This window comes from Leisingera sp. ABM4_103 (assembly GCF_056158685.1).
Map to the genome: position 1 here is coordinate 558,960 of NZ_JBSWTU010000005.1, position 25,448 is coordinate 584,407.

General features: G+C 61.2%; 23 protein-coding genes and 1 pseudogene. 13 read left to right on the forward strand and 11 right to left on the reverse strand.

The genetic code is table 11. The features are described 5' to 3' along the window. Window positions 1–87: 87 nt before the first annotated feature. Entirely contained in the window at window positions 88–1,365 is a 1,278-nt protein-coding gene (gene hisD, locus ACXAED_RS04270) for a histidinol dehydrogenase (protein ID WP_475047153.1), read from the forward strand. Window positions 1,366–1,378: 13 nt separating this feature from the next. Here hisD and ACXAED_RS04275 read toward each other — a convergent pair whose 3' ends face one another. The 11 genes and pseudogenes from ACXAED_RS04275 to ACXAED_RS04325 form a co-directional block, all read right to left on the reverse strand. After that, window positions 1,379–1,897, reverse strand: coding sequence for a nitrous oxide reductase accessory protein NosL (locus ACXAED_RS04275; protein ID WP_475047155.1), 519 nt, complete (start codon window positions 1,895–1,897; stop codon window positions 1,379–1,381). Beyond that, window positions 1,894–2,715, reverse strand: a complete 822-nt coding sequence (locus tag ACXAED_RS04280) for an ABC transporter permease (RefSeq protein ID WP_475047157.1) — start codon at window positions 2,713–2,715, stop codon at window positions 1,894–1,896. The genes ACXAED_RS04275 and ACXAED_RS04280 overlap by 4 nt, the downstream gene beginning before the upstream one ends. Next, a complete protein-coding gene (locus tag ACXAED_RS04285; RefSeq protein WP_475047158.1) occupies window positions 2,712–3,608 on the reverse strand; it encodes an ABC transporter ATP-binding protein in 897 nt (298 codons plus the stop codon). Before ACXAED_RS04285 ends, ACXAED_RS04280 begins: the two co-directional genes overlap by 4 nt. Then, window positions 3,601–4,869, reverse strand: coding sequence for a nitrous oxide reductase family maturation protein NosD (locus tag ACXAED_RS04290; protein ID WP_475047160.1), 1,269 nt, complete (start codon window positions 4,867–4,869; stop codon window positions 3,601–3,603). The genes ACXAED_RS04285 and ACXAED_RS04290 overlap by 8 nt, the downstream gene beginning before the upstream one ends. A gap of 2 nt (window positions 4,870–4,871) precedes the next feature. Further along, a complete protein-coding gene (gene nosZ, locus ACXAED_RS04295; protein ID WP_475047162.1) occupies window positions 4,872–6,779 on the reverse strand; it encodes a TAT-dependent nitrous-oxide reductase in 1,908 nt (635 codons plus the stop codon). A gap of 11 nt (window positions 6,780–6,790) precedes the next feature. Then, window positions 6,791–8,984: pseudogene (locus ACXAED_RS04300) on the reverse strand (4Fe-4S binding protein). Continuing rightward, the gene (locus ACXAED_RS04305) at window positions 8,975–9,439 is read right to left on the reverse strand and encodes a hypothetical protein (protein WP_475047164.1); all 465 of its coding nucleotides are present in this window, start codon (window positions 9,437–9,439) and stop codon (window positions 8,975–8,977) included. Before ACXAED_RS04305 ends, ACXAED_RS04300 begins: the two are co-directional and overlap by 10 nt. A 138-nt stretch (window positions 9,440–9,577) precedes the next feature. After that, window positions 9,578–10,339 carry an ABC transporter permease gene (locus ACXAED_RS04310; RefSeq protein WP_475047165.1) on the reverse strand — a complete coding sequence of 254 codons (762 nt, stop codon included), beginning with the start codon at window positions 10,337–10,339 and terminating at the stop codon, window positions 9,578–9,580. Then, window positions 10,336–11,082: an ABC transporter permease gene (locus tag ACXAED_RS04315; RefSeq protein ID WP_475047167.1), complete on the reverse strand. Its 747-nt coding sequence runs from the start codon at window positions 11,080–11,082 to the stop codon at window positions 10,336–10,338. The genes ACXAED_RS04310 and ACXAED_RS04315 overlap by 4 nt, the downstream gene beginning before the upstream one ends. A gap of 9 nt (window positions 11,083–11,091) precedes the next feature. Then, the gene (locus ACXAED_RS04320) at window positions 11,092–11,856 is read right to left on the reverse strand and encodes a transporter substrate-binding domain-containing protein (protein ID WP_475047168.1); all 765 of its coding nucleotides are present in this window, start codon (window positions 11,854–11,856) and stop codon (window positions 11,092–11,094) included. 40 nt (window positions 11,857–11,896) lie between these two features. After that, window positions 11,897–12,694 carry an ABC transporter ATP-binding protein gene (locus ACXAED_RS04325; RefSeq protein WP_475047169.1) on the reverse strand — a complete coding sequence of 266 codons (798 nt, stop codon included), beginning with the start codon at window positions 12,692–12,694 and terminating at the stop codon, window positions 11,897–11,899. Window positions 12,695–12,791: 97 nt separating this feature from the next. On the opposite strand from ACXAED_RS04325, the gene ACXAED_RS04330 reads away from it, so the two are divergent. The 12 genes from ACXAED_RS04330 (at window position 12,792) to ACXAED_RS04385 (ending at window position 25,423) form a co-directional block, all read left to right on the forward strand. Beyond that, a complete protein-coding gene (locus ACXAED_RS04330; protein WP_475047171.1) occupies window positions 12,792–13,439 on the forward strand; it encodes a TetR/AcrR family transcriptional regulator in 648 nt (215 codons plus the stop codon). Beyond that, window positions 13,436–14,620 carry a pyridoxal phosphate-dependent aminotransferase gene (locus tag ACXAED_RS04335; protein WP_475047173.1) on the forward strand — a complete coding sequence of 395 codons (1,185 nt, stop codon included), beginning with the start codon at window positions 13,436–13,438 and terminating at the stop codon, window positions 14,618–14,620. Before ACXAED_RS04330 ends, ACXAED_RS04335 begins: the two co-directional genes overlap by 4 nt. Further along, on the forward strand, window positions 14,617–16,221 hold the full coding sequence (locus tag ACXAED_RS04340; protein WP_475047175.1) for a 5-guanidino-2-oxopentanoate decarboxylase: 1,605 nt from the start codon (window positions 14,617–14,619) through the stop codon (window positions 16,219–16,221). The genes ACXAED_RS04335 and ACXAED_RS04340 overlap by 4 nt, the downstream gene beginning before the upstream one ends. Window positions 16,222–16,225: 4 nt before the next feature. After that, window positions 16,226–17,008, forward strand: a complete 783-nt coding sequence (locus ACXAED_RS04345; RefSeq protein WP_475047177.1) for a dimethylarginine dimethylaminohydrolase family protein — start codon at window positions 16,226–16,228, stop codon at window positions 17,006–17,008. A 282-nt stretch (window positions 17,009–17,290) separates the two neighbouring features. Next, on the forward strand, window positions 17,291–18,676 hold the full coding sequence (locus tag ACXAED_RS04350; RefSeq protein WP_475047179.1) for a tyrosine-type recombinase/integrase: 1,386 nt from the start codon (window positions 17,291–17,293) through the stop codon (window positions 18,674–18,676). Window positions 18,677–18,875: 199 nt separating this feature from the next. Next, a complete protein-coding gene (locus ACXAED_RS04355; RefSeq protein ID WP_475047180.1) occupies window positions 18,876–19,259 on the forward strand; it encodes a BRO-N domain-containing protein in 384 nt (127 codons plus the stop codon). A 754-nt stretch (window positions 19,260–20,013) separates the two neighbouring features. Beyond that, entirely contained in the window at window positions 20,014–20,583 is a 570-nt protein-coding gene (locus ACXAED_RS04360; protein ID WP_475047181.1) for a hypothetical protein, read from the forward strand. Between the two features lie 574 nt (window positions 20,584–21,157). Continuing rightward, window positions 21,158–21,802 (forward strand): hypothetical protein, encoded by a 645-nt coding sequence (locus ACXAED_RS04365; RefSeq protein WP_475047183.1) that lies wholly within the window; start codon window positions 21,158–21,160, stop codon window positions 21,800–21,802. A 493-nt stretch (window positions 21,803–22,295) separates the two neighbouring features. Continuing rightward, window positions 22,296–22,937: a response regulator transcription factor gene (locus tag ACXAED_RS04370; RefSeq protein WP_475053011.1), complete on the forward strand. Its 642-nt coding sequence runs from the start codon at window positions 22,296–22,298 to the stop codon at window positions 22,935–22,937. 101 nt (window positions 22,938–23,038) lie between these two features. Continuing rightward, window positions 23,039–23,767: a hypothetical protein gene (locus tag ACXAED_RS04375; protein WP_475047185.1), complete on the forward strand. Its 729-nt coding sequence runs from the start codon at window positions 23,039–23,041 to the stop codon at window positions 23,765–23,767. Window positions 23,768–24,232: 465 nt separating this feature from the next. Beyond that, window positions 24,233–24,490 carry a hypothetical protein gene (locus tag ACXAED_RS04380; RefSeq protein WP_475047187.1) on the forward strand — a complete coding sequence of 86 codons (258 nt, stop codon included), beginning with the start codon at window positions 24,233–24,235 and terminating at the stop codon, window positions 24,488–24,490. Between the two features lie 270 nt (window positions 24,491–24,760). Beyond that, the gene (locus ACXAED_RS04385) at window positions 24,761–25,423 is read left to right on the forward strand and encodes a recombinase family protein (protein ID WP_475047189.1); all 663 of its coding nucleotides are present in this window, start codon (window positions 24,761–24,763) and stop codon (window positions 25,421–25,423) included. Window positions 25,424–25,448: the final 25 nt, after the last annotated feature.

The window sequence follows — 25,448 nt, forward strand, 5'->3', positions numbered from 1 at the left end:
CCATAGGGAACGCTGTCTTAAGCGCAACCCGCGCCGGGCCTTCCCTTGCACATCCGGCGGCCCTTAAACGGAAAATGAGCTGACCCAATGGCAATTACCTACCTCAAACAGGCCCAGCCGCGCCCCGCCGCCGAAAACAGCGATATCCGCGACACCGTCGCCGTCATGCTCGCCAATATCCAGCGCGAGGGTGAGGACGCCGTGCGCCGCTATGCGGAAAAACTCGATGGCTGGACCGGGCCCATCGCGGTAACCGCCGCCCAGCGCCGCGCCGCTTGCAACCGGGTTTCCGATCAGCTCAAGGAGGACATCCAGTTCGCTCACGCCAACATCCGCCGTTTTGCTGAGGCGCAGAAAGCCACGATGGGGGAATGCGAGGTAGAGGTGATCCCCGGCCTGATCGCGGGTCAGAAGCAGATCCCGGTGTCCAGCGCCGGCTGCTACGTACCGGGCGGGCGCTACAGCCATATCGCCAGTGCGCTGATGACCATCACCACCGCCAAGGTGGCTGGCGTGCCCCATATTACTGCGGTATCCCCGCCGCGGCCCGGCAGCGGCATTCCCGATGCGATCATCTATGCCATGGACTTGTGCGGTGCCGACCTGATCCTGAACCTGGGCGGGGTGCAGGGCATTGCCGCCATGGCCCAAGGCCTGTTCGGGTCGCAGCCCGCCGACATCCTGGTTGGCCCCGGCAATTCCTATGTGGCTGAGGCCAAGCGAATGCTGTTCGGCGAGGTCGGCATCGACATGTTTGCAGGCCCCACGGATTCTCTGGTCATCGCGGATAACTCCGCAGATGTGGAGACCGTCGCCTGGGACCTGGTCAGCCAGGCCGAACACGGAGCCGACAGCCCGGTCTGGCTGGTCACCACCAGCGAGTGCCTGGCCAAGGGCGTTATGGCTCGCGCGCAGGCGCTGATCGACAGGCTTCCAGAACCCAACCTCTCTGCCGCCCACCGCGCCTGGCACGAACGCGCCGAGGTTGTCCTGTGCGATAGCCGTGAAGAAGCCGCCCTAGTCGCAGACCGCTATGCCCCCGAGCACTTGCAGGTGCAGGCTGAGGACTTGGACTGGTGGCTGGACCGCCTCACCGCCTATGGCTCGCTGTTCCTCGGCAAGGAGACCACGGTATCCTTCGGCGACAAGACCTCAGGCCCCAACCACGTGCTGCCGACCAGCAGCGCGGCGCGTTATACCGGCGGGCTGTCGGTGCACAAGTTCACCAAGACCGTCACCTGGCAGCGCTGCAACGCCGCCGCCTCGCATGAGCTGGCCCAGCGCACCGCCCGGATCAGCCGGATGGAAGGGATGGAGGGCCACGCCATCGCCGCTGAATTGCGGCTGCTGCGTGAAGCGGTCTGAAGCTGCTTCGCGCTCATGACGGCGTCTCCAGCTGCTGGTCCAAGTCAACTGGCCCCAGCACGGCGTCATCCGGGATGCCGTCGAAGCCGACAACCGTTCCGCCATAGCGTTGTGTGAAACGCGCGGCCGCCTCGGGGGAGGCGAAGGGCACAACCTCCGGCGCACCCATGCCACCCGCGACATTTGAACCGACCACGAAATGAGCCTCGCTGGCATCTATCCAGTTGTCGGTGCCGGGCTGTTCCCAGCTTGCCGCCGCGCCCATGTCGCTGACATAGATGGCGGTGATCTCCGCATCCCGCTCCGGGCTTTTCGCGTAGGCCGCCAGATCGCGCACCTGGGCAAAGAACAAGGGCGCGGGGAAGCCGTCCAGATGGATCTGACCCTTCGGCCCTCCATGCTCCGCCACATTCATCTGGCAGAAATAGCTGAGCGCCGTTTCCGTCAGCTGCACCGGCGCGGGCGGGGCCTTGGCCTCTTCCTCCTGGCAGGCGGACAGGACCAACGCGGCAGCAAGGATCAGGTGTTTCATGGCTCCACCCTCCGGAAGGCTGCACAGGCGAGCAGGAACCCGAGCGCAGGCCACAGTAGAAGCGACAGCGGTGCAGCCCAACCTGGCAGCGCATTGGCGGCGCCCGCCATCCCGCTGGACAAGGCCACGCTTTCAGAGGCCGCCACGTTCCACAGCCGGAACGCATCCGCCGGGTTGGCGACCATCACCCAGGGAAAGATCTTCTGTGTGAAGACCCCGCCGCTGTCCATCACCACGGCCCCCAGCAGGCCAAGGTCGTAAAGCACTACAAACACCAGCCACACGCCCGCAGAGAGACCCGCCGCAGCTGTTGCCCCGCTGCTGAGCGCCGACAAAGCGTATCCCAGCACCAGGAACACTGCGCCCAGCAGGATTGAGGTCAGCACCAGCCGCCCCAGCGCCATCAGGCTCTCAGTGCCGGCACCGCCGAACCAAGCGGCAACAGCACCAGCCGCGCCAAAGCCGATGCACATGGCAACCGCCAGCGCTGCCAGATGCGCCATCAGCTTGCCCAAGAGAATCTCTGCCCGCCCCGCAGGATAGGCCAAGAGCAGGGCAAGGCTGCCCCGGTCGCGGTCGCCCGCCACCGCATCAAACCCCATCATCAGCGCCAGCAAAGGCGCCAGGTAGACCGAAAGCGTGGTCATCGAGGCGACGGAAACCGTCAGCATGTCCACCCCCAGCGTCCCCGTGGGCGCTGATCCGGCAAAGGACAGAGCCAGCGCAAAGGCCAGCATGATCAGCGTGGCCATGACCAGCCAGCGGTTGCGGCGCAGGATCAGCATCTCGGCACGGGCAATGGCAAAGGCACGTCTCATTTGCGGTCCTCCCCGGAGTAATGGCGGTAAAGGTCTTCGAGCCGCGGCGGCACCATGTCGATATCGGCCACTGCATCGCCCATGGCGGCGATCTTGCGCAGCTCGGCCATCTTGTCCTGCGGCGAGCACAGGATCTCGACCGAAGCGCCGTTGATACGCCGCCCGCCGGTTTCCGTCGCGATCCGGTCGGCGTGTGTGCCGCTGGCTTGCACCCGCAGCTTGACCGGCAGCCCGGCCTGCGCCGACAGGCCCGCCAGCGTGTCATCCGCCACCTTCACGCCCTTGCGCAGGATGGCGATACGGTCGGTGCGGGCCTCCACCTCTGTGAGCGCATGAGAGGCGATCAGCACCGCCGCGCCCTGTTCGGCCAGTTCGTTGATGATGGCATAAAGGTCCTGGCGCGAGATCGGGTCCAGCCCGCTGGTGGGTTCGTCCAGCAGTGCCAGCTTCGGGCGCCCCAGCAGCACCTGCGCCAAGCCCAGCCGCTGCCGCATCCCCTTGGAATAAGCGCCAATGCGGCGGTGCATCGCCTCACCCAGCCCGACCCGTTCCAAGAGGCCCCCAATATCCGCGCGTTCGCCAGCAAGGCGGGCAAACAGCGACAGCTGCTCATGCCCGGTCAGCGCCGGGTGAAAACTGACGGCCTCCGGCAGAAAGGCAGTGGCCGCCCGTGCCGCGGCACTGCCGGGGGCCGCGCCGCAGATGCGGATGCTGCCGCCCTCATGCCGGATCAGGCCCAGCACCGCCTTGATCATCGTCGACTTGCCTGCGCCGTTATGGCCGAGGAGCGCCAGCCGCTCGCCCGGCGCGATTTCCAGGTCGATGCCATGCAGCACCTGTGTCTTACCGCGGAACTTGTCCAGCGCGCGGATCTGCAGCGGAGTTTTATCCATCTTGTTCAACCTTTCTGGCGGCACCGGGCCGCTCTGGCCGCATCAGCGGGTGGCTGTCGATCACCCCGCCGGGCAGCAGCGCCGGGAACGCCGATTGCGACCAGCGCACCAGCTGCACCGCAGGCGAGCCCATCAAGAGTTTCGCCGCCGGCTGGGTCCACAGCACATGGTCCATGCTGTCGTTCGGACGGTAAGGCGCATCGGCGATGCCGTCTCCGTCGACATCAAAACCTGCGAAGTCGGACCAGTAGTTGCCCCGGCCCTCCTCGCTCCATTCCACCCATTTGGTGGAGACGAATTTCACTTGGTGCCGGTTGCCGACAAAGGCGTTCCCAACCATCCGGTTGCCGTCGCTGCCGGCGGTGAAGTGGATGCCGATACCGCAACCCTCGAACCAGTTGCCGGAGAAGTCATTCTTGTGGGCGTTATAAAGGAAGGTGCATTTGTCCTTGGCCCCCTTCACATAGTTGCCGCGCACCTCGCCCTGGTTGGCGTAGTTGAGCATCACCCCGTGGTCGCGGTCATTCAGAGAGACGTTCCCGGACACCTTGACCCGCTTGGAGAACATCACCGCGTAGCCCAGGTGATTGCCGATCGAGACGTTGCCCGACACCTCGGAATTGTTGGCGTACATGTAATGCACGGCGAACCGCAGATCGCGGAACACGTTATTTGTGAAGGCATTCTTCTTGGAGCTGTTCACAAAGATCCCGTCGCGGCCATAGCGGATGTCGTTGCCGTCCACCACCGCACCCGGCGCGTTCCAGACATAGACCCCGTTGCCGCGGGCGTTCATGTGGCGGTCCAGGCGCCCTTCGATCCGGTTGCCCTGCACGAGGCTGTCCTTCGCACCGTGTATGTCCACGCCATACAGGTTGCCCAGCAGCACGTTGTTCAGAATTTGCGGCGCCTTGGCCGTCTTGGTCAGCTTGATACCGCTGTCGATCTCCTGATGCGAGGAGCCGGAGCCAACAACCGTAAGATTCTGTACGGTTACGCCGGGGCCGGTCACCGTGATGACCGACCCCAGCCCCCGGCCGTCCAATGTGGCGTGGCCCTGCCCGTCCAGGGTGACAGGCCGGTCCAGCACCAGGGTTTCGGCATATTCGCCGGCGGAGAGGCGGAGGGTGTCGCCATCCGCCGCCTGCGCCAGTGTTTCAGCGATGGCCCCTGCCCGGTTGGGCACATCCCAATCCGCCGCCCAGGCGGGCGTCAGGCTGGCAAGAACCGCAACAAACGATATGGGCAGGAGCCGTTTCATCCTTACGCGCTCCGCGGCTCGACCAGCATCCGGCCGCGCATTTCCATGTGCAGCGCATGGCAGAACCACTGGCAATAGTACCAATGCACGCCCGGACGTTCGGCAATGAAAGTAACCGAGGCAGTTGCCAGCGGACCGACTTCCATCGCGATGCCGAAATTCGACAGGCAGAAGCCGTGGGTCAGGTCGTCGATATCATCCAGGTTGGTGACATAGACGGTGACCTCGTCGCCCTGTTTGACGGTGAACTTCTCAAGGCTGAAGTTCGGCGCTTGGCTGGACATGTAGACCCGCACCTTGTCGCCGTCGCGGATGATGGTGTCCTGATAGTCGTCCAAATCGACGCCATCCGCCTCAGCCTGCTTGCGCGCGTCTTCCCACATCGGGTCGTTGCGGTCCCAGATGCTGGCCGGGTTCACCTTGGAGCGGTGAACGATGATCGAGTCATGCGGCTCTGCAAAGGTCGGGCCATCGTGCACCACCTTCATCTTGTCGCCGGAGATGTCGATCAGCTGCTCGTTCTCGGGCTTCAGCGGGCCCACGTTCAGGAACCGGTCCTTGGAGAACTTGTTCATCGAGATCAGCCACTTGCCGTCCGCCTCGGCGGTTTCGCCCATGGAGGTGGAGTTGTGGCCCGGCTGATACTGCACATCGACCTTGTCCAGGATCGGGTCCACATCGGCGCCGGCATAGGCCTCGATCGCCTTGGCGATGTCCCACTTCACCACCTGGCTGTCCAGGAACAGGGTGGTGTAGGCATAGCCGCGGTTGTCAAAGGCGGTGTGGAGCGGGCCAAGGCCCAGCTGCGGTTCCGCCACGATGGCTGAGCGCGGATCGGCATCTGCGTCAAACAGCGCGTCCAGCTTCTCGACATCGATCACCGACACGGTTGGCGACAGCTTGCCGTTGACGCAGACGTGCTTCTTGTCCGGCGCGGTGTTGATGCCGTGAGGCGAATTCGGGATCGGAATATAGCGGGTCAGCTTGCCGGGCGCGCCCTTGCGGCCGTCGACAACTTTCGCGCCGTTCAGCTCTTCATATTCACCGGCTTCGATGGCGGCTTCGATCGCTGCGATGTTGAAGACGACAACGTGGTCCAGTTCGTTCTCGGTCATCTCGGCCAGGGTCATGCCCATTTCCGAGTTGTAGGAAGTCGAATAGGCGTATTTGCCCTGATAGTCGCAGTCGGTGTTGTCCAGGTTGCCCGAGACGATCACCTGCCATGCGACTTCCATGGTGTCGCCGTCGATTGCGGAGAAGATGTTCACGTATTGCGACGGATCATCCAGGATCTGGCCGTCGTTGACCAGCGGCGCCTCGTGCTCGCCGTTGGCAAAGACATAGCCGGTGCGCGGGAATTTCTGCGGGCGCAGGCCGTGAATGTCCTTGGCGTTCGGGATCTCGATGATCTTGTCGCACTTCATCACGTCGCAGCGCACCCGGGCAACGCGGGTGTTGGCCTTGTCGTTCATGAACAGGTAACGGCCGTCATAGGTGCCGTCGGTGAACGACATATGCGGGTGGTGCAGGTCGCCGTTGTCATAGGTTTCCTTGCCGTTGGCGGCGAGGAATTCCTTGGTGTCCGGCAGCAGGCCCTCGGTCAGGATCTTCTTGGACTCGTTGGTCTGGCCCCAGCCGGTGGCGGAGCAGCGGTTGAACACCGGGATCCGCATCAGCTCGCGCATGGACGGCACGCCCAGGATGCGCAGCTCGCCGGTCTGGCCCGACGACCAGAAGCCGTAGTACTCATCCAGTTCGCCCGGCGCCAGGTTGACGTCGGCCGCCTGTGCAGGCTTGGCGCCAAGCAGGGCGGAGCCGGCGCCGGTGGCCGCCAGCACGGCGCCAGAGGCAGTGGCCCCCAGAAGGCCGCGGCGGGTGACGGGCAGTTTGTTTTTCAGGTCTTCAGACATGATGTTCTCCTTCAGGAAACTTTGATCCTGTTCGCGTTGGGGTGATTGGCCGAGCAGCAGGCCCAGAGTGACGTCTGGTGCAGGGCTTCCGGTCTTGGCCCGGCGTTTCAGCTGTTTGATGACAACCGGGCATTTGGCTTCGGATTGATAGAGAACCTGGCAATGCAGGCAGTTCACGCATTCGTTCGGGTTAATCTCACCGGTGGGGTGGATGGCCTGAACCGGGCACTCGTTGGCGCAGGTCTGACAGGGGTGGCCGCACTCATGATAGCGCTTCAGCCAGTCGAACATCCGCACCCGCGCCGGGATCGCCAGCGCCGCGCCCAGCGGGCACATGTAGCGGCAGTAGAAACGCTCGATGAACAAGCCTGCCAGCAGCAGCGCCACGGCAAAGACCACGAACGGCCAGTCGCGCACGAACTTCAGGATGATCGCGGTCTTGAACGGCTCCACCTCGGCGTAGGTTTCGGCCAGCGGGATCGACACCATCGAGACGCCGAACAGGCCGAGGAAAATCATGTATTTCGCAGGCCAAAGGCGTTCATGCAGGCCCCACGGCAGGGTGATCTGCGGCACCTTAAATGCGCGGGCGATTTTGTTGGTCAGTTCCTGCAGCGCGCCGAACGGGCAAAGCCAGCCGCAATAGGCACCGCGGCCCCAAAACAAGAGCGCGGCGGCAACGGCAAACCATTGGATGAACACCAGCGGGTCCAGCAGGAACGCATCCCAGGAAAAGCCGCTGCGCAAGCTGCCTGCCAACGCCATCAGATTCACCACGCTCAGCTGCGCATTGGCGTACCAGCCAAGGAAGACCAAAGTGACAGTCAGGTATCCAATGCGGAACCAGTAGAAGGTCCGCGCATTCACAGTCGCCTGGAACTGGAAGAAGAACACCCCCGTCAGCACCAGCAGCATCACGGCCAGCACGCCGATCTCGACAGTGCGGTCTTTCCAGATCCGCTGCCACAGGGCGGCCTTGGCGGCGGCCTCGCTCGTATCATCCTCCACCACCTTGGGCGCAGGCGCGGCGGGCAGCAGGTACTGCTCCGGCAGCTTGTAGCCCAGATCAAAGGTCAGGAACGCCCGCTCCAGCGCGCCCACGGAGCGCTGAACCAGCAGCTGCAGGCGGAAGGGTTCAGCCGGATCAAACTCCGCATCTGCCGGGATTTTGAACAGGTCCAGCTCTGCAAAGCTGGGGCTGTCTGTTGTCGCCAGCCCTCCCAGCCGTTTGTGCTGGCGGTCAAAGAACCGCACTGAGGCATCGCCCTGGATCATCTGAATCCGGTCGAAAATGCCGCCACGCACATAGCCCGAACCCTTGAAGCTGTAGCTGCCGCGCCCCAGCACCAGGATGGCGTGCTCGCCCTCCTTCAGCCAGGACTTCAGGTTCCGGTACTCCGCCTCGCCCAGCAGCGACTTGCCGATGGACGGCACCGAAACCAGCGCCATATGCATGTCGATGAAGGTGTCGTCCGGCGCGCCGCGCTGACGCCGGCGGATCGCGCGCTGGTCGCCGGTGGCCTCAAAGGCCGCGTTGATCTGGCCCACGTCCAATGTCATCCGCCGGACCGAGCCGTCGCCCGCCAGCGTGGTCCAGTCCGCAGACTCCTCGCGGGCCATATCGACCTCGCGCTTCGGCCCGTCCGGCTGCACCGGCGACAGACCGCCTAAGCCCAGCGCGCGCGCCACCTTGATGCCAGCGCGCACCAGGCTGTCGTCGATCACCATGATGGTCACCGTCGCGCCCGAGATGATGTCGAGGTCATGGGCATCGCCGCCTGCCGCCGCCTCGGCCTTCAGATCCAGCCCGGCATAGCTTTCGGTCAGCTTGACCATCTTGGAGTTCGGGATGCCGATCAGCACGATCGGCTCGGAGTGCTTGACCAGCTTCACGCCCGTCAGCACTGCATCGGTGTCAATGGCTGCCACCACATGGATCGGCTTGCCGCTGTAGCCGGTGGTGCCGACGAAATCAGAGGTCAGAAAGGCGTAGGCGACAGTTTCGCCCGCCTTCAGCACCGGCGCCACCGGCACATCGGCGCGCACAGGGCCAAACGCGTCAGCGCCGGGCACCAGATCACTAGGTGTCAGTTCTGTCAGGAAGGAGTCGAGGCTGTCTGCCTCAGCGGTCACCGCGGCAAATACGGCGGTAATTGTCATCAAAAGGGCTGTCAGCCAGCCCCGGAAGGCGCGTATCAGGACCATGGCGCCTCTCCTTTATCTTGAGTGGCTGCCACGGACGCGCGCAAGGCGCGTACGGATTCTATCTTGGTCACCAGTGGAGGCCCGCGGCCTTCGTGCCAGTATTGCGCCGGGTTCGGCTGCACCGCGGTTCCCGCGGGCAGCAGCACGGCACAGTCCGCCGCACGGGTGATGCCGGATGGCTGCAGCCCTACCGGCCCGGCCCCCTTCTCAGCCGCGCACAGGACGCAGGTGCTGCACTTGCGGCAGTCCTGCTTGTCTTCGCTGTCGCCGCCGGCAACCTGAATTTCCACCGCGCCGAACTCGCCGCAGATCTCGATCCATTCGCCGCCAGCCGCGGCCTGCCCCGCACCGGGAAAAGCCACCTGCAACACCAGCATGAAAACCGCGCAAATCCCCGCCAGACGCCGGGCAAACCCGGCGCGGAAGGCGGAAGATATGAAAAGTGTGCGCGGCATCTGTTACAAGATTCTCTTGCTGCATTTGCCGCTGACACTAGAGGGAACTTCAGTGCCGTTATTTGATGTATGTCAGATAAACCTGAAATTCCGGAACATTCGTAAACTTGCCGTAGAACACCCTAAGTCTTTGCGGCCTCAGCCTTTCTCAAGCTTCCGGAATACCATGGCAATCACCCCGGCAATGGCCATATAGACAACGGCCAGCAGCAGGAGCGGCTCATAGACGATAAATGTGTCGGACCGTACGCGGGAGGACACCGCGTAAATTTCCACCACCGTGATGGTCGCCACCAGCGGCGTTGCCTTCAGCTGCAGGATGGTTTCCCCGCCCAAAGTCGGCAGCACATTGCGCACTGCTTGCGGCAGCCAGATGCGGCGGAACATTGTGAAGCGCGGCATGCCGAAGGACTTTGCCGCCTCCAGCTGCCCCTTGGCCACACCGGAGAACGCACCTCGCATCACCTCGCCCTCATAGCCCGCATAGGACAGGGTCAGCGCCAGCACCGCATAGGGCCAGGCCTGGCGCAGGTAGGGCCACAGCTCTGACGAGCGGATCCAGGGAAACTGCGGAAACAGAGATCCCAGCCCATAATAGAGCAGCCAGATTTGCAGCAGCAGCGGCGTGCCGCGGATGATAGTGCAGAAGGTGCGCGCCGGGATCGACAGATACCAGGGGCCGACGGCCTGCGCCAAACCCAGCGGCACTGCCAAGAAAAAGCCGAAGAAGGTCGAGACCGCGAGAATCCAGATTGTGGTCCAAAGCCCCTCCAGCGCAAGGGGCGCGTATTTCGGGATCCAGTCCCAGCGCAGCGCGAAGGCGCACCAGATCACGATCGCCGCAAACACCAGCATCATCACAATGCGATGCGGCTGCATCAGGTCCTTCAGGCCGATCATCGCGTGCCCCCCTTCAGCGAGGGCTGGCCGCGCCGCGCCCATTTCTCAACCCGGGCAAAGACCGCACCGGAGCACAGGGTCACCATCAGGTACAGAAACCCGGCGGCCAGGAAAAAGGTGAAATAGGCCCGCGTGCTGCTTGCCGCTTGGCGGGTTTCCAGCGTCAGCTCATTGAACCCGACCACCGCCAGCAGCGCCGTATCCTTGGTTGCGATCAGCCACAGGTTCGCCAGCCCTGGCACCGCAAAGCTCATCATTGCCGGGATCGTCACCCGCCGCATGATCATGAAGGCCGGCATGCCATAGGATTTCGCGGCCTCGATCTGCCCCACCGGAACCGCCTTGATGGCGCCGCGCAGCACTTCGGTGGCATAAGCGCCCTGCACCACGCCCAAGACCCAGATGCCGGCCGCAACGCCGTTGATCTCGACCCGGCCGCCGCCCATCGCCTCGGAGATCTTGTTGATGATATCGCTGCCCACGTAATAGAGGATCAGGATCAGCACCAGTTCCGGCACCGCCCGGATCACCGTGGTATAAATGGCGAGAAGGTCACGCGTGACCTTCCCGCCGTAGAGTTTGCCATAGGCCCCGAACAGCCCGATCACCAGTCCCAGCCCAAAGGCGCCAAAGGCGATCTGCAGGGAGTTGGCAAGCCCGCGCAGCAGGTTGCCTCCCCAGCCCGACAGCGACAGCAGCTCAGCGCTGGCGCCGAGGCCCAGTAGTTCAAGCAGTCCGGTCACGTCAGCGCCTTAGTAGATGCTGGTGGTGAAGTATTTGGCGGTGATCTTTTCGTGGGTGCCGTCGGCCAGGATCGCCGCGATACCCTTGTTCAGCGCCTCGCGCAGGTCATCGTCGCCCTTGCGCACGCCTGCGCCAACGCCACGGCCCAGGATCGCCGGGTCATCTGCCACTGCGCCCTTGATCTCACAGCAGCCGCCAGTGTCGGAGCCTACGAAATCCGCCATCGCGATGCTGTCTGCCTGGGTCGCGTCGATGCGGCCCGCAAACAGGTCCTGGTTGGCCTCATCCTGGGTCTGATAGACTTTCAGCTCCGCATCCTTGAAGTATTCCTGTGCATAGGCTTGGTGGATCGTCGAGGCCTGAATGCCGACGATCTTGCCCGCCAGCGATTCCGGTGTGGGTTCGATATCCATCGACTTGTCCGCCACGATCACCGCCGGCGTGTTGTAATACGGATCGGAGAAATCAATGGTTTTCTGCCGCTCCTCGGTTATCGACATGGAGGCCATGATGGCGTCGATCTGCTGGCCTGTCAGCGACGGGATGATACCGTCCCAGGCCACCGGAGTGATCACGCAGTCCAGTTCCGCCGCCGCGCAGACCGCGCCGATCACCTCGACTTCCCAGCCGACCCAGTTGCCGGAGCTGTCAAGCGAGGCAAACGGCGGATAGGGCTCTGCGGCGATGCCGATCTTGACCTGCTCCGCGGCGGCGGCACCGGCGGAGAGGGCAGCAGCGGCGGTGGCTGCGGCAAGCAGTGCTTTCAGTTTCATCTTCTTCTCCCAGTTGGTTTTTTATTGTGGTGGTAGTGGATCAGGCGACCGAGCTCAGGAATTGCTTCAGACGCTCTGATTGCGGATTGCCAAAGACCTCGGCAGGCGGCCCCTGCTCTTCGATGCGGCCCTGGTAAAGATAGACAACGTGCTTCGCGACCTCGCGCGCGAATTTCATCTCGTGGGTGACCAGAAGCATTGTGCGGCCCTCGGCGGCGAGATCGCGTATCACCGTAAGCACCTCGCCCACCAGTTCCGGGTCCAGCGCCGATGTCGGCTCGTCGAACAGCATCGCCGACGGGTCCACCGCCAGCGCCCGGGCAATCGCCGCCCGCTGCTGCTGGCCGCCGGACAGATAAGCGGGGAAAGTGTCCTCCTTGCCGCCGAGCCCCACCCGCGCCAGCAGTGCGCGGGCGCGCTCAATCGCCTGCGCCTTGGGCACCTTCAGCACATGCACCGGAACCTCGATCACGTTCTCCAAGAGGGTGCGGTGGGTCCACAGGTTGAACTGCTGGAACACCATCGCCAGCTTGGTGCGGATGCGCTCGATCTGTTTCTGGTTGGCCGGGCTGCCATCGCCGCGCATCGTCACTTCTTCTCCGCCGATCACGATCTTGCCGGAGCTTGGTGTCTCAAGGAAATTGATGCAGCGCAGCATGGTGGATTTGCCGGACCCGGAGCCGCCGATGATCGCCACCACATCCCCCTGCCGCGCCGTCAGATCCACACCCTTGAGCACTTCAAGATTGCCAAAGGACTTGTGCAGATTCTCCACCCGTATCGCCTCGCGGCGCGTATCGGTCTCCCTGGCGGAAGCGGCAGCAGTGGCTGTGTCCATTGTTGTGTCACCCTGAAATTTCCGATTGCAGTAAGCCGCGACTCGCGTAATTATGCAAGTGTATAATTTCTCCGCCAGGTAAAAAACAGGAGCTGAGGTGACCGACGAGCGCCGCAAATTCAAACGCGAATCCGCCGAGGCCCGGAAAGAGGCGCTGATTCTCGCCACGCTGGAGCTAGTGGCCGAGAACGGCGTGCGCGGGGCCACGGTGCGGGGCATTGCCGAGCGCGCCAACGTCACCCAGGGTCTGATCCGGCACTATTTCAGCTCCAAGGAAGAGCTGATCACCGCCGCCTACGAACACCATATGACCGCCATGACCGATCAGACCTTTGCCCCCGCGGCAGGAGTGGATGGCACGGCGCTGGACCGGCTCACCGCCTTCGTGAACGCCTCCCTGACGCCGCCGGTGGTGGACCCGCGATCAATCGCGCTTTGGGCAAGCTTCCTGAACAAGGTGCAGCAGGATGAGCAAATGAAGGCAACTCACGAACGCACCTATGGCTACTTCCGCGACTTTCTGGAGGGGCTGATCGCCGACGCGCTGGAAGAAGGCAACCGCCCCGCCGCGCCTGCCCGGCTGCGGCAGCTGGCTATCGCCTGCAACGCGGTGATCGACGGGCTGTGGCTGGAGGGCGGCGCCCTTCCGGACGCCTTTGCGCCAGGTGAGCTGGCAGAAATCGGACGGCAGTCGGTTGCCGCAATCACAGGTTTGAATTTGGAGCAGGAGGCTGAAACGGCATGAGGCTGACAGCAATCACCGAACGGCTGGCCGGACTTGGCGGCGGCAAATGGGAAGTGCACGCAAAAGCACGGCAAATGGCCGCAGCCGGCGCGGACTTGGTGGAAATGACCATCGGCGAGCCGGACGTGCCCACCCCGCCGGAGCTGATCGAGGCCGCCGCGCAAGCGATGCATGCCGGCCGCACCGGCTATTCCGACGGCCGCGGCGAGGCGCGCCTGCGCGCCGCCCTGGCCGAGGCCTATACCACCAGCCGCGGGCGGCATTTCGGACCGGAGAACATCCTCTGCTTCCCCGGCACCCAGACCGCGCTTTATGCGGTGTTGCAGGGCGTGGCCGAACCCGGCACCGAAGTGCTGGTTGGCGACCCGATGTATGCCACCTACGAAGGCGTGATACGCGCCTCGGGCGCTGAAATGGTACCGGTGCAGCTGCGGCCCGAGGCCGGGTTCCGGATGCAGGCCAGCGATATCGCCGCCCGCATTACCCCGCGCAGCCGCGCCATCCTCCTGACCACGCCGCACAACCCCACCGGCGCCATCCTCACCCCGCAAGACCTTCGCGAGATCGGCGAACTGGCAGTGCAGCATGATCTCTGGATCATCTCCGACGAGGTCTACGAGCAGCTGGTATTCGAGGGCGCGGAATTCGTCTCTCCGCTCTCCGATCCGGCACTGGCGGACCGGGTGATCGCAGTCTCCTCGGTCTCCAAATCCCACGCCGCGCCAGGCTTCCGCAGCGGCTGGTGCGCCGGGCCAGAAGACTTCTGCACAGCCCTTCTGCCGGTCTCGGAAACGATGCTGTTTGGCAATCAGCCCTTCATCGCCGACATGACCGAAAAGGCGGTGCGCGAGGGCTCCTCGGTGGCCGCGGGCATGGCGTCCCGCTTCGCCGCCCGCGCTGCCCTGCTGGAACAGCGCTTGCATGGCGAGACCCGCCTGCACGTCCACCGCCCCGAGGCAGGCATGTTTGCCCTGATTGAGGTATCCGCAACCGGAATGGACGGCGACGCATATGCCTGGGACCTGCTGAACAGCGGGGTTGCCGTGATGCCCGGCTCAGCCTTCGGCGAGGGCCTCACGGACTGGGTGCGCGTCGCCCTGACGATAGATGATACCAGCTTTGCCACCGCCCTCGACCAGATTGTGGCGCACGCAAACTCCAAGGCAAGAGGCGCAGCATGACCCGCAAGACAGTTGGCGAGGCCCTGGTCGCAGGGCTGAAGGCGCGCGGCGTCACCTGCGTATTTGGCATTCCCGGCGTGCACACGGTGGAGCTCTACCGCGGCCTCGCAGACTCCGGCATCCGCCATGTTACACCCCGCCACGAACAGGGCGCGGGCTTCATGGCAGATGGCTACGCAAGGGTGTCCGGCGAGCCTGGCGTTGCCTTTGTCATCACCGGCCCCGGCCTCACCAACACGCTGACCCCGATGGCCCAGGCCCGCGCGGATTCGGTGCCGGTGCTGGTGGTGTCCGGAGTGAACGAAAGCGCCACGCTCGGCAAAGGCCACGGCCACCTGCACGAACTTCCGGACCAGCACGCGCTGGCCAAGACTGTTGCGCTCACTTCGGAACACGTCACCCGGCCCAGCGAACTTGAAGCCGCGCTGGATAATGCCTTCGCACCCTTCTCTGCCGGCCGCCCCGGCCCCACCCACATCCAAATCCCGCTGGATGTGGCGGGCACCGCTTCACAGGACGGCCCGTCAGCGCCTGCTGCCGAACAGCCGCCAGTTGACTCAGACCAAATCTCCCAGGCTGCGAGCCGCCTTACCAAAGCAGACAAGGTGGTGATCCTGGCCGGCGGGGGCGCCAAGACTGCCGGCCCGGACCTCCGGACGCTCGCAGAACGCCTTGACGCCCCGGTGGTGCAAACCGTCAATGCCCGCGGTTTGATGCACGGCCACCCGCTGACCGTTCCGGCCAGCCCAAGCCTGCAAGCCATCCGGGCACTGATCGAGGAAGCCGATTGCGTTCTCGCACTTGGGACGGAGCTGGGGCCGACGGACTACGACATGTACGCCACCGGCAGCATGGCAGCCATGACCGGGCTGATCAGGGTGGACATCTGCCAGGACCAACTGGCCCGCCACGAGACGCAGCTCGCCATTCACGCCCGCGCCGCTGATGCCATCGCCGCCTTGCTCACGGCCCTGCCCGCAAACCCGAAGCATAGCCAAGGCGCGGCCCGCGCAGACCGCACCCGCGCTGCTGCCTTTGAAGAGATCGGCGCGGACTACCGCGGCCAGGTCGAGGTGCTGAACGCCATGCGCGACGCTGTGCCGGATGCGCTGATGGTCGGGGATTCCACCCAGCCGATCTATGCCGGCAACCTCTACTACGACCACGACCGCCCCGGCGGCTGGTTCAATGCCGCCACCGGCTACGGCGCTCTCGGCTATGGCATCCCCGCCGCTATCGGTGCCGCCATTGCGGCCCCGGACACTCCGGTGATCTGCATCGCCGGCGACGGCGGCGCGCAATTCTCCCTGCCCGAGATCATGGCCGCGGCGGATGAAAAGCTGCCCATCACCTTCGTGATCTGGAACAACCGCGGTTACGGTGAAATCGCCACCTCAATGGAAGCTGTCAATGTCCCCGTCGTTGGCTGCGACCCTACCCCGCCGGAGTTCGGTCCCGCCGCCGCGTCCTTCGGCATTCCCTACACCCGCATTCCGATGGACCCGCAAGCGGTTGCCGCTGCCCTTAGCGAGGCCAGCCGCAGCGGCATCCCATCCATCGTCGAAATCGAAATCACCGGACCCGCTCAGGGACAGGAGTAACCCAATGCGAAACCCCACCTTTGAATTCACCCGCGCCATCACCCGACGTCCTGCGTCCAGCATCGCGCAGGGCTTGCGCGCCGAGGACATCGGCAATCCGAGTCTCGAGGGAATGCTGAAGGCGCACGCAGCCTATGTTTCCGCCTTGCGCAGCACTGGCGCGGAGGTGATTGAGCTGGAACCGTTGGTGGCCTTCCCTGACGCTCAGTTCGTAGAGGACACTGCCCTCTGCCTGCCCGAGGGTGCAATCCTGATGCGCCCCGGCGCGCCGTCCCGTTTAGGCGAAGTGGCGGAAATGGCCCCCACCCTGCGGGCCTGCTATGGCGATGTGCGCGAAATCACCGGCCCCGGCCACATTGAAGGCGGCGACATTCTGGTGACTGGAAAGGAGATCCTTGTTGGCCGCTCTGACCGAACCGATGCCGCAGGTGTCGCGGAGCTGGCCGAGATCGCTGCTGAATGGGGCCACTCCCTGCGCGAGGTCTTCACTCCCGAGGGCGTTCTCCACTTCAAGACCGACTGCTCTCTGATGGATGCGGAGACTATCCTGTCCACGACACGCCTGGACGCCTCCGGCTGCTTTGAGGGTTACAACGTCCTGCACGTGCCCGAAGGCGAGGAAGCCGCGGCCAACGCCATCCGCTTCAACAATTTGGTGCTGATGGCCGCAGGCTTCCCGCGCACGGCAGAAATGCTGGATAAGGCAGGTTTTGAGATCGTGGAGATCGACAACTCCGACTGCGCCAAACTGGACGGAGGCATGTCCTGCCTGTCCCTGCGCTTCTGAACCCAGAGGGTGACTACCGCCAGGCAGGCAGCCGCCTGCGGGTGCGAAGCCAAGGCCTGCCGCCGACCGCGGCCGGCCGCCACCAAGTGGAGCCCTTGTGATTCAGGCCAAGCGCAAACCCTTGCGGGGCCAGGACTAAACTATTCAGCCATCGTAATTTTCGAGGTAATGGCGGAGACGATGGGAAGCTCCACCAACGACCCCTAAGCCATTTTAATCGTTGAATATCATATGCTTCCAGACTAGCAATTGGTCAATGACGTTGGTCAATGAGGTGCTGATATGGCAGTAAAATCCAACCGGTCGGAGCGCTTACTCTCCCTCAGGGGAAACGTCTGGTGGTACCGTCAGGGCATCCCTCAGGCTGTCCATAAGGTGACCGGCGGGCCAAAGTTTATCCTCATCAATCTGCGTACCTCTGACATTGCAGAGGCCAAGCGGAGGCGCGATGAAATCGAGCGCGCCACAAGCGCCCAGTTCGATGAAATCAAGACAGGCCGCAGGCTCTCCCTCGCTCTTGGTGGCTGGGGGGATAGCAGTGGCGTAAGGAGTGCAGCCCTTCCCCCAGCCGATAGGGGCACCGTCACACGCGCCGCTCTGGACGCTTCAGAGGATGCCGATGAGCGCCACCTCATCATCACCGCAGCAGAAGCCGAAGCAGAAGCCATGCGGCCCGCCCAGCGCAAAGCCTTCGAGGATGCAATGGCGGGTAAAGTAGAGATCGAGCACCACCTTGAGACCTATCTGACCCTCGCAGAGCTGGCCCCTAAGACCACCAATGAGCGGCGTGGGATTATCATGATGTTTGCCCGTTGGTGCCGCGAGAAGGGGAAAACGCTGGACAGGGTAGATAGGCGTTTGGCGGGGCAATACGCTGCTGAGTTTCTGGATGGAAAACACCACGTCACACAAGGCAAGCACCTGTCCGCATTGCGCCAATATTGGATTTACCTTGCCCGCAGGGGGCACGTCACACCACCCGCAGGGGAAGCTGTAAACTCCGGCTGGCCTTGGAACGATCAAGCCATAGAGAAGAAGGGAAAGCGTGTCGAAAGAGGCGCGCAGAGCGCCGAGGAAAGGCCGTTCACTGACGATGAGGTCAAAACCCTCATCACCGCAGAATACCCCTTCAAGGCCGCTGACGCACAGGTAATGAAGGACGTTCTGTTGACCTCATTGCTATCGGGTATGCGCCAAGCTGAGATTGTCACCTTGTGGGTGCAAGAGGTTGTGGAGGAAGGCGGAGAGCTATTCTTCGACATCCAGCACGGCAAGACCGCAGCCGCTGCGCGTAAGGTTCCCGTTCACAGTGCCCTTGCGGCTATGGTTCGGAAGCGTCTAGCGGGCAAAGGACCGCAGGATATGCTGTTCGATGAGCTGGCAAGTGCAAGCAATCCCTCTGACACATTTGGCAAGAGGTTCAAAAGGTGGCGTGAGGCGGTTGGAGTTGCTGATAGCCGAGAGGGCGTGAGGCGCTCACTTGTCAATTTCCATTCTGCGCGGCGTTGGTTCACCACCAAGGCGCGCCATGCGGGACAGTCTAAGGAAACCATCGCTGACGTTATCGGCCACCGCCCAGACAAACAGGATGTGACCTTTGGCGTCTATGCGCGGGAGGCGTCTCAGGACCAAAAGAGGGCCTGTGTGGAGGCTGTTACGCTGCCCTAACGGCCTCCGGCAGGTTTACCACCGGGGAAGCCATTCATGCCGCCCAGCACCCCCGCAGTGGTCACCTGCACTAATCTACATGGTGGTAGCTATTCGCGGGAAGACCCATGTTCTGAGCATGGGACAAGGGGAGCACCCTTACTCAGTGTAAAGGTGCACCTATAGCTCAGAACTGGCGGTGCCCGCCAACAACCCCTCCGTGGCCACCTACAGTTTTAACGGAATGGACCTGAGGGTTGTCGAGATCGGCGGCGAGCCGTGGTTCGTGGCGGTGGATGCCTATATAGTTCTCTACGGCAAGAAGACGGGCATTCGGGCGCGGGATTTCCTCTCACCTTCCGATATGCAGATCATCTGGAAAAAGGGGCTGAGTGAGTCCAACTCACTAAGCTCGCTGTTCAGCGGCTCTCAATACCGGATTGCTCTCATCTCCGAGAGCGGGCTCTACAAGCTGGTGATGCGCAGCGACAAGAAGGAAGCCAAGCAGTTCCAAGAATGGGTGACCCGCGAGGTGCTCCCTTCCATCCGCAAGACGGGCACCTACACCATGCCCGGTGCGAAAAACGTCCCCCCGTATACGTAGTAAGGAACCGTAACGGGCATGCGAGGCTGAAAGACCACATCATCTTCAAACTCAACCTCTCAGGGCGAAGCCCTCAATAACGCTGCATGTTCTGGTTCTGGGTCTCGACCACATCAGAATGGACTGAGCTAGAACAGACCCCATGCAGAAAAGCCTTGGCACGGCTTCGCCGGTGGATGAGATGTAGGTGAGATGATGATCTGACCTACCTCAGTGGTCTCACCGCGCGAAGCGCCAGTGGTCTTCGACCTGAACGCGACCAAAAAGTTCAAGCTAGGCCATTTCTAGCAGGCAGCTTTTCCTGCACGTTCAGAACACCTCGCCCCCGGCTTGCGCCGAGGTTGGAATTGAAGGTGTGATGATATTCATCATCCCCCCAGCACAACCCGTTCATCCCCTGAAGTTGCTCCTATTACATATACGGGGGGACGTTTTAGCGGGTCAGTGCTCAAACGTTCTGGGTGCAGGGCCGCTAAATCGAATAACCCGCCCCTTAGGACAGAGAGGTGGCCTTCTTTGCCGCTGCCCCGCGATGCTCACCGTTTGTGACCGCTGGTCCATTTTGTCCTTGTCAAGAGAAAAATCAATTAACCCACACACAAGGGAGAGGAGGCAAAAAATTCCTCTCCGTCCCCCCTCGATGATCGCGATGGGCAGCTCTCGCATGCCCGATAGCGCCTTTGGTCGGGCCCCTTGGTGGGCCTGCTGACGGGCTGTCCTTCCCGATCATCCATCAAACCCAAGGAACCAGACCATGACCGAACAAATTCAATGCCCCACCTGCGACGCCGAGTTCACGCCACGCCGCAAAAACCAGATGTATTGCAGCGACAACTGTCGCAAGCGCAAGTCCCGCCACGCTGCCCGTGGCTCGCGCAGCTCCGAGAATGCCCGCCTATCCTATGAGCACTATGAGCACGCGCAGCGACTGGAAGAAATGGTCTATACCACCGCGCCCCAGGCAAGGCTGGGAATGATGAAATCAATCCTGGGCCACATACTGCACGATGCTGGACTACGGCGCATCCTCACTGACCCCGTGCTCCTCCGAGAGCCTCCTCGCGCAGATGACCGCAAGAACATCGCTAAGGCCGCGTCCGCATACACCAAGAAATTCTTTGGCGTCTCGATCAGGACGTACATTGAGCAGGCGAAGGCTGGGACCATCAATGAAGACTTTCCGGTCATCCGCACGGTTTCTCACCAGAGGCCATTTGCAGGTCCGAGGTCGCTATATGTTCAACGTGATGCGGCAGAGTTCCTACGCAATGTTCGCCATGCGCGTGGAGTAGCACCCGTGGCACAGGAGGCGATTGCAGCATGACCACGAACGCTGACAGCCATCCCTGTTGCAAGACCATCAACGTCCCCAAGCATTGGCTCCACAGCAAACGCTGGCGTGACCCGTCTTACAGCAACCGCAGCTTCAATGCTGGCAGGCGTGAGGCGAGGGAGGAATACACCCCGCTATTCCCTAATCGCACCCCGGCCAAATGGAACGGGACGCTGACCCTAAAATGACCCAGCAGGGGCCGTCACTGGCCCCGCCCACGCTGCCTTGCGTTCAGCCGACATCTTGAACTCTCTAATGACACAGTTGATAGCTCCGCTAATGAAGTGATGTCCTGCACATAATCCGCTACAAGCGCTTCTCTCGAAGCTGATTTGAGTGAGAGTGTCGGCCCGAAGCGGTCGTTCGCTCAAGACGCGCGAATGACAGGTTGCGCCCGTGAAAATGACATACCTTCCCAATCACGCATCCCTGGGCTTTTCGATGGGAGTTAGCGTGGGGCAACGAGGCTTTGCACCCGAAAGATGAAAAATCAGTTGATTAGTCCATCTGGTAGTCGATCGTCGCATAGCCCATAGTATTCGTGTCACAGGTCCAAGGTGAGCGAATGGCAAGTTACGGTCCATCAGATTTAGGCGCAGTTCTGCAAGGTGTCGGCGCATTGGCGCAGGCGGCAGCGATTGGCTTTGCTGCGTGGATGGCCTCGAACACTTATCAAAGCTGGCGACGACAGAAGCTTTCCGAGCGGCGCATCGAACAAGCCGAACGCATTCTGACTGCCGCGTACAAGGCACGCCGTGCTCTTGGCTATGTTAGAAGCCCCTTGATGGAAGCTCATGAATTGAGTGCGGCCGAGGAGCAGCTTGAGAAACAAGATTTCTGGGCCACCGTGGAGGTGGGGCGGAAGCAACGGTTGGTGTCAGCGCAAGGTTATTACAACCGGCTGAATACTGTAATTGATGAACGGCGCGCGGTGGAAGAGTGCCTACCTATGGCGCGGGCGCTGTTCGGTGAGCAAGTAGAGAAGGCGTTGGAATTGCTGAACCGCCAATTCCATCTGGTCCAAATCTCTGTCGGCGCAAGTAGTGAGACTTGCAACGATAGAGAGTTCTCACGCTCAATCCGGGAGGACATCAGCAGCTCCAGCGGCACCGACCGCCCCAATAAAATGAACGAGCTAATTGAAGAGCAGGTCAAGCTGATTGAGGATGTGCTGCTGCCAGTACTCCGGCTTGAAGCAACGCAGCGCTGATGTGGGCGGTTATGCGGCGGGAACCTTCGTGCCAAGCCCAACGGATGCCCGGTCCCAGCCCGAAGCGGACATGATGCCCAATACCCCTTTGGGTAAAAGCGGACCTTTGCGAAGACACCCGGCATGGGAAAAGTTGACGGGACCGAGCAGACATTCGCTGCGGCTGCGAAAACCGGCGCTGCGCAAGCTTCGCCCCCCTAGCGAGGGGCGGGAAACGGACATTCGCTGCGGGTGAGCTTCCCAGCCGCTCAGCACGTCCCTCGCCCAAACATAGGCTAGTGCAAGATCACTACGGTTCGACGAACTCCTCTCCTAGAACTTCCAGCCGTCGAATTGGAAACCTCGTTCCCTCCAGACGCTGCTGGCACGATTTCAGGGCCGCCAACTATCCATCGGGCAAAAATATTACCCGTTTGGCTAGGTTGTCTTGACGTGGAGTTAGCGACAAGAAGGCTTGAACTTACTACTCGCATTAAAAGGCCTCGAGCAACTGATGTCAGTCAGCCCATCAAAAAAACGCCATATAAAGCGGACCATTCTGATTGCGGATGATCATCTCCTACTTCTGGAAACCTTAAAGTTGGCTATCGACTCCGGAGACTTTGAAGCAACAATCTGTCAGAGCCGAAATGATGCTTTAAAAAAACTTGAAAGCGACAAAGATTCGTTTGAATTGGTGTTATTGGATGTCCACATGCCTGACATGAATGGCATGAAAAGCGTTGTTGAGGTTGTAAAAACTGCAGCACCCATTCCAGTTGTCCTTCTATCAGGTGGAATTTCGAACACCTTTGCAGTTGAAGGTCTCAAAAACGGGGTGAGAGGTTACATTCCGAAATCCACGAAGCTCAGTGATCTCAACAACATCATCAAGGTCATCGTTAGCGGTGGCACCTTTTTCCCGGCCAGCACGTTTGTGCAAAAATCCGATGAAAGCATATCTTTTGGTCTTTCACCCAGAGAAAAGATGATTTGTCCACTCCTCTCAAAAGGTCTCAGCAACAAGGAGATTTCTCATAAGTTGAATATTTCCGAGTCTTCAGTGAAAATGCACATCCGCGCGATCTTTCGCAAGGTCGGGGCTTCAAACCGAACGCAGGTCGCCACCTTACTGAATGAGACCGCTCTGGAGTAGTGGCTTACTTAAGCTGACACAGACACAGCTCAGCTTTCCTTACCATCTAGACATGCACTTAGACGCCTCGCGAAAACAGTACTTCAGAAGAGATGCAGAGAATGCGACCTAACCGTCAGTGGCAAGAGCCAGTAAACCACATCACAGAAGGCAACATTCTCTTTTGTGGGGAAGTGGGCCGAAAATACATGAACATCTCTGCACATTTCTTGAGACAAGATATCACAGTGCAAAGGGTTTCAAGCATTTCGTCGCTTTGGGCAAAAGATGTTTGCCATGAAAACATATCAGTACTGGTGTTCGTCGACGTCGATAGCCTCGGTGGGCCAACGCAAGTGGTCGACCGCCTATTGTTGTTCCGTCAAGACTTGCCGCACGTTACAATAGTTTTGTTGTCCAGCGAGTTCTCGTCCAATGATTTTAGTGTTGATCGACTGGCGATATGCGATTGTTCTATTAGATGCGACCAATCGTTATCCAATTTAGAAAATGCGCTTGAACAGGCCTTTTTAAACAACTCAGTCTGGCTTGCTCGTCAAAGCAAACGATCGCGACACGACGACGTTTTTCAGGTACGCTTGACTGTGGCGCTGGTGCTTTCAGTGATATCTGGACTAGCAGCCGGCTTATTCACGCTTTTAGAGCTGAAAAGTTGGTGGTATGCGGTATTGGCTTACATTGGCACAGCACAAGCAACGCTTATCACACTGCTTATACTTCCATTTGCGCGCACGTCTGCATCTCGTCTGTTAGCTTGGGCGCTTAGGCGCAAACGCACTTCGTTTTTTTCCCGAAAGCCAAATTCATCACGCAACGGTTCAAGCGCCTGATCTGATCGGCCAAGTTTGATTGCTGGCACACGCGTCTCGCCATTACACTATGCTTTGATTCCGCATGGTCACCGGTTGACCAATCGCCGAGCGTTCTCCGGTCAGCCTCATTTTTGTCCGATAGGCCGACCTCATAAACAGGCACTTGGCGGGCCGGAGGAACTGCTCACCGTTACGCCGTAAGGCCGCTTTGGGTGCCGACTGGCAAAGGGCACTTCAACGCCTACCTGCATGACAGCTTTGCAAGTATCAGCTTTTCTGGCAACGAGCTACGGAGCTAGCTTTCCGGCGGCCGGTCGAGGCACTATGGGTATCACACCGACACAATTTCGCGACGCTTGAAGCTTAGTGAATGTAACTTGACGCAAACGTTAGCAGCATCGCACACGAACATGGACCGGGCCGCAAAAACCGTGGCACCAAGGACTGCGCGTTGGCAGCAAAAGGCAGGATTGTCCCGCGGCTGTGAGTTCGATCATCTCCAGATTTTGCATGCGCGGCGAATGGCCGGTAAGCGAGCTGCGACTGCGGCATCTTTCGTCCGTAGTGGGCGGCGGCTTTGGGCTCAAAGCTACCAACCTCAATGTCTATCCGGATGTCCGCTTCGGTGACTGCGCCAGGCTTTGCAAAGTCAGCTACCTGCGCATCGCTGCCGTTCGTTCAGGACGCAGCGAAGGTCGGCTCGCCGCCCTCTTTATGTTAGCAAGTGAAATCAGTCGGTAGGAAACCCGACCGACAGGATACCTCCAAATATTTCTGTGCAAAAATTCATGCAGCAGAGATCATATAGTAGGCCGCGCAAATTCCCCCGGTGGGGAGGGGGTCTTTTTACACACGCGCGCTCGCAGGCACCTTCACATACCCGCTGGCAGGCCCGTTGTCCTATCCTCTGAGTTGGGGCTGTGACTTCCCCTTTTGTAACGCCCACAACGACCGTTGACATTTGCAACACCCCTCCTTATCTCATCTCACAAGCAGAAGGAGCTGGGCAGAATGAAGCGCTATGTGATCTATCGCCGTGTATCGACCGATGAGCAGGGCAAGTCTGGGCTGGGCATTGAGGCGCAGGACAGGGACATTCGCCTGTTTCTCGAAGGTTACAGCGATCAGCCCTTCGCAGTGGTTGCTGAGTTCACTGAGGTGGCATCAGGCGCTGATGACCGCAGGCCAGAGCTGACCAAAGCCCTCGATATGGCCCGCAAGCATGGCGCTGAGTTGCTTGTTGCCAAGCTCGACCGCCTGTCCCGCAAGGTGTCCTTTATCGCTTCCCTTCTGGATGACCGGAAGGTGCAGCTTCGCGTGGCTGCTATGCCGCAGGCGGACAAGTTCCAGCTTCATATCTATGCAGCACTGGCTGAGCAGGAGCGGGAGTTCATCTCGATCAGGACCAAGGCAGCACTCAAGGAAGCCAAGGCCCGTGGCGTGAAGCTCGGCGGTGCCCGTGACAAGACCCTGAAGCGGAACCAAGAGGTTCAGCGTAAGGCCACCGAGCGCGCCCAGAACGTGGCTGGCCTAATTCAGCCGCTGCGGGAAGCCGGGAAGAGCCTCAGGGAGATTGCTGCGGAGTTGAACCGGGCGGGGGTGCGAACGGCCCGTGGCGGTGAATGGCAGGCATCACAGGTTAAGCGGACCATAGAGCGACTTGAGCGGGCGTGATGGAAAAGGGTCAGTAGTGCTGACA

Excerpts from the sequence above, each read along its gene's own strand:
- hisD (WP_475047153.1), top strand. The coding sequence starts at position 88 with ATGGCAATTACCTACCTCAAACAGGCCCAGCCGCGCCCCGCCGCCGAA.
- ACXAED_RS04275 (WP_475047155.1), bottom strand. The coding sequence starts at position 1,897 with ATGAAACACCTGATCCTTGCTGCCGCGTTGGTCCTGTCCGCCTGCCAG.
- ACXAED_RS04280 (WP_475047157.1), bottom strand. The coding sequence starts at position 2,715 with ATGAGACGTGCCTTTGCCATTGCCCGTGCCGAGATGCTGATCCTGCGC.
- ACXAED_RS04285 (WP_475047158.1), bottom strand. The coding sequence starts at position 3,608 with ATGGATAAAACTCCGCTGCAGATCCGCGCGCTGGACAAGTTCCGCGGT.
- ACXAED_RS04290 (WP_475047160.1), bottom strand. The coding sequence starts at position 4,869 with ATGAAACGGCTCCTGCCCATATCGTTTGTTGCGGTTCTTGCCAGCCTG.
- nosZ (WP_475047162.1), bottom strand. The coding sequence starts at position 6,779 with ATGTCTGAAGACCTGAAAAACAAACTGCCCGTCACCCGCCGCGGCCTT.
- ACXAED_RS04305 (WP_475047164.1), bottom strand. The coding sequence starts at position 9,439 with ATGCCGCGCACACTTTTCATATCTTCCGCCTTCCGCGCCGGGTTTGCC.
- ACXAED_RS04310 (WP_475047165.1), bottom strand. The coding sequence starts at position 10,339 with ATGATCGGCCTGAAGGACCTGATGCAGCCGCATCGCATTGTGATGATG.
- ACXAED_RS04320 (WP_475047168.1), bottom strand. The coding sequence starts at position 11,856 with ATGAAACTGAAAGCACTGCTTGCCGCAGCCACCGCCGCTGCTGCCCTC.
- ACXAED_RS04325 (WP_475047169.1), bottom strand. The coding sequence starts at position 12,694 with ATGGACACAGCCACTGCTGCCGCTTCCGCCAGGGAGACCGATACGCGC.
- ACXAED_RS04335 (WP_475047173.1), top strand. The coding sequence starts at position 13,436 with ATGAGGCTGACAGCAATCACCGAACGGCTGGCCGGACTTGGCGGCGGC.
- ACXAED_RS04340 (WP_475047175.1), top strand. The coding sequence starts at position 14,617 with ATGACCCGCAAGACAGTTGGCGAGGCCCTGGTCGCAGGGCTGAAGGCG.
- ACXAED_RS04345 (WP_475047177.1), top strand. The coding sequence starts at position 16,226 with ATGCGAAACCCCACCTTTGAATTCACCCGCGCCATCACCCGACGTCCT.
- ACXAED_RS04350 (WP_475047179.1), top strand. The coding sequence starts at position 17,291 with ATGGCAGTAAAATCCAACCGGTCGGAGCGCTTACTCTCCCTCAGGGGA.
- ACXAED_RS04360 (WP_475047181.1), top strand. The coding sequence starts at position 20,014 with ATGACCGAACAAATTCAATGCCCCACCTGCGACGCCGAGTTCACGCCA.
- ACXAED_RS04365 (WP_475047183.1), top strand. The coding sequence starts at position 21,158 with ATGGCAAGTTACGGTCCATCAGATTTAGGCGCAGTTCTGCAAGGTGTC.
- ACXAED_RS04370 (WP_475053011.1), top strand. The coding sequence starts at position 22,296 with ATGTCAGTCAGCCCATCAAAAAAACGCCATATAAAGCGGACCATTCTG.
- ACXAED_RS04375 (WP_475047185.1), top strand. The coding sequence starts at position 23,039 with ATGCGACCTAACCGTCAGTGGCAAGAGCCAGTAAACCACATCACAGAA.
- ACXAED_RS04385 (WP_475047189.1), top strand. The coding sequence starts at position 24,761 with ATGAAGCGCTATGTGATCTATCGCCGTGTATCGACCGATGAGCAGGGC.